Below are 1,272 nucleotides of genomic sequence, written 5' to 3' on the forward strand. Positions count from 1 at the left end.
GGGCCTTCCCCCTGATGTGAGGACACCGGACACTGGATCTTGATGGTTCAGGAGAACGGAGTCCCTGTGGGGATGAAGCACTACCCGCCGGAGTTCAAGGCGGACGCGGTCGCGTTGTACCGCTCGCGTCCGGGCGTCACGGTCGCGGCGGTCGCCGCGGACCTGGGCGTCCATCCGCAGACACTGCGGAGCTGGATTCGGGCGGCCGGCCAAGGCAGCGCGAAGAGCGCTCAACCGGCAAGTCCGGCCGCCTCGTTGGAGGCGGAGAACGAGGCTCTGCGCAAGGAGGTCGCCGAGCTGAAGCAGGAACGGGAGATCCTTCGCCGGGCGGCCAAGTATTTCGCGGGCGAGACGAGCTGGTGAGCCGCTTCCAGTTCGTCGCCGACCACCAAAGCGCCTTCGGCGTCAAGCGGTTGTGCACGGTGCTTGGTCTGTCCCGGTCCGGGTTCTACCGGTGGGCCGCCGCAGGGCCGGCCCGCGCGCAGAAGGCCGCCTCCGACGACCGGCTCGCGACGCGAATACGCGCCGTCCACGAGGAGTCCGACGGCACCTACGGCGCCCCGCGTGTCACCGCCGAGCTTCGCAGCACGGGGCTGGTCGTGAACCACAAGCGCGTCGAGCGCGTCATGCGGGCCGCCGGGATCGTCGGGCTGCACCTGCGACGCCGGCAGCGCACCACGATCCCCGACCCCGCCGCCCCGAAGGTGGCCGACCGGATCGGGCGCGACTTCACCGCGAAGGTCCCCAACTCCCGCTACGTGGGCGACATCACCTACCTGCCCGTCGCCGGCGGCAAACCGCTCTACCTGGCCACCGTCATCGACCTGTGCTCGCGCCGCCTGGCCGGGTGGGCCATCGCCGACCACATGCGCGCCGACCTCGTCATCGACGCCCTCACGGCCGCCGAACGCACCCGCGGCAGCCTGCGCGGGGCGACTTTTCACAGCGACCACGGCACGCAGTACACGTCGAAGGCCTTCGCCGACGCCTGCGCCGCCGCAGGCGTGACCCGCTCGATGAGCGCGGTCGGCACCTCCGCCGACAACGCCGCCGCCGAGGCGTTCAACGCCTCCTTCAAACGCGAGACCCTTCAAGGCGCGAAGCACTGGCCCACCGCCCGCCAGGCCCGCCTCGACACCTTCCGCTGGGCCAACCGCTACAACACCCGACGACGGCACTCCCACCTCGGCCACGTCAGCCCACTCACCTACGAAGCCACCCTCGCGACCACTTCAACTACACTCACGCAAGCCGCATAAGACGTGTCCTCAC

General features: G+C 70.3%; 1 protein-coding gene. It reads left to right on the top strand.

The window, feature by feature from the left end; all coding sequences use genetic code 11:
• Window positions 1-66 precede the first annotated feature (66 nt).
• Window positions 67-1,259, top strand: a protein-coding gene (locus ACIA8O_RS40065; RefSeq protein ID WP_396299033.1) for an IS3 family transposase whose coding sequence is annotated in 2 segments (ribosomal slippage) — window positions 67-346 and window positions 346-1,259 — 1,194 coding nt in all. Because the reading frame shifts where the segments join, the coding sequence is not laid out codon by codon here.
• Window positions 1,260-1,272 lie beyond the last annotated feature (13 nt).

Source organism: Kitasatospora sp. NPDC051853, assembly GCF_044452665.1.
In the GTDB taxonomy this organism is placed as follows: Bacteria; Actinomycetota; Actinomycetes; order Streptomycetales; family Streptomycetaceae; genus Kitasatospora.